1 protein-coding gene and 1 pseudogene are annotated in these 1817 nt (G+C 66.0%); one reads left to right on the top strand and one right to left on the bottom strand.

The annotated features are described in order from the left end of the window. Positions 1 to 1028 (top strand): annotated as a pseudogene (locus tag EN745_RS34385) (hypothetical protein); the annotation flags it as partial. A 73-nt stretch (positions 1029 to 1101) separates the two neighbouring features. Here EN745_RS34385 and EN745_RS34390 read toward each other — a convergent pair. Further along, positions 1102 to 1817, bottom strand: a 716-nt coding sequence (locus tag EN745_RS34390; RefSeq protein WP_189363260.1) for a dihydroxy-acid dehydratase, incomplete at its 5' end; no start/stop codon positions are given.

Genomic DNA, 1817 nt, shown 5'->3' on the forward strand with positions numbered 1-1817 from the left:
CCCCCGAACCTGCTCCGGCCCCAGCGCCGGCTCCGGAACCGGCCAAGCCGGAATTCAATTTCATGCCGAGTGTCGTCCTGGCCGAAGGCGGCCCGGATGTCAGCGACAACAGCAATGCCTGGGAGATCTACAAGGCCAACGCCGACGGCACACGCGGCGATCAGGTCATGACCGAGTATGGCGAGCTCAAGACCCATCTCGAGCCGGGCGACTATATGGTCGTCGGTCGCGCCGACGAGGCCAAGGTCGAGCAGAAGCTCAAGGTCGAGGCCGGCCAGGTCTACAAGCCGCTGTTCACGCTGAATGCCGGCACGCTGGTCATCCATCCGCACGCCAGCCAGGGCGCCGAGATCAGCGGCGAGGCCCGCGTCGATTTCGCCTATCCGGGCGGCAGCACCACCCATTATGGCGACGCCAGGGCCACCGTGCCCGCGGGCGAGCAGAAGGTGACGGTGCAGATCGGCGCCGGCACGGTGACCGAGACCGTCCAACTGGCCGCCGGGCAGACCGTCGAAAAGGATGTCGTCGTCGGCGTCGGTCATGCCGTGCTCAACGCCTATTATACGGCGGGCGGCGACAAGGCCGACAATTCGGGCATCGGCTTCGAGATCGTCAAGGCCAAGAAGAAGATCGACGGCACGCGCGAAAGCGTCGAGCACTCCTACGGGCCGGACAGCAAGTTCTGGCTGCCGCCGGACGACTATGTCGCGATCACCACCTTCGATATCGCCGTGGTCGAACAGCCTTTCAGCATCAAGGCCGGCGACAATCAGGACATCAAGGTGACGCTGGACGCCGGCGTGCTCGCCATGTCGGCGCCCGGCGCCTACTCGATTGAGGTGTTGTCGTCGAAGAAGGACATCGAGGGCAAGCGCAAGTCGCTCGGCCTGAGCTATGGCGACAGCTGGCAGCAGACCATTCCGGCAGGCGACTATGTCGTCGTGCGCCACGCGTCCGATCAGGGCCAGGACAAGGAGACGCCGGTGACGGTGAAGGCCGGCGAACGCGCCGAGATCACCGTTCAATAGGTAGCGCTTCCGTCGTCTGGAGAAAAAGGGACGGCCGATGAGCCGCCCCTTTTTCTTGGATGGAATTGTCGACTCAAGCGTTGCCGAACGCGGCGGCGCCGTGGTCGGCGCGGCCGACGAGCTGCCGGAACCCGGCGAACAGCTCGCGGCCGAAGCCGAACTCGTTGCCGATGAGGTCGGCATCCGCCGTGCGCCGCAGCGCGAATTCCGCGCCGGGCACCAGCACTTCCAGCGTGCCGGCATCGGCGTCGAGCCGGATAATGTCACCGTCATGGATCCTTGCGATCGGGCCGTCCTCGACCGCTTCCGGCGTCACATGGATCGCCGCCGGTACCTTGCCGGAAGCGCCCGACATGCGCCCGTCGGTCACCAGCGCGACGCGCTGGCCGCGATCCTGCAGGATGCCGAGCACGGTGGTCAGCTTGTGCAGCTCCGGCATGCCGTTGGCCTTCGGTCCCTGGAAGCGGATGACGGCGATGAAGTCGCCCGTGAGCGTGCCGGCCTTGAAGGCGTCGTTCAGCCCTTGCTGGCTGTCGAACACTTTTGCAGGCGCCTCGATGACGCGCCGTTCCGGCTTCACGGCGGACGTCTTGATGACCGCGTGGCCGAGATTGCCGCCAAGCACCTTCAGGCCGCCGGTCGGCTGAAACGCCTTCTTGAAAGGCGCCAGCACCTTTTCGTCACCGCTTTCCAATGGCGAGGCCTCGCGCACCACGCCGCCATCGGCGCCGAGCCTGGCCTCGACCGCGTAGGGACGTAGGCCTTCGCCCCACACCGTCTGCACATCCT

The sequence above is a fragment of the Mesorhizobium sp. M4A.F.Ca.ET.022.05.2.1 genome (assembly GCF_003998845.1).
GTDB lineage: Bacteria > Pseudomonadota > Alphaproteobacteria > Rhizobiales > Rhizobiaceae > Mesorhizobium.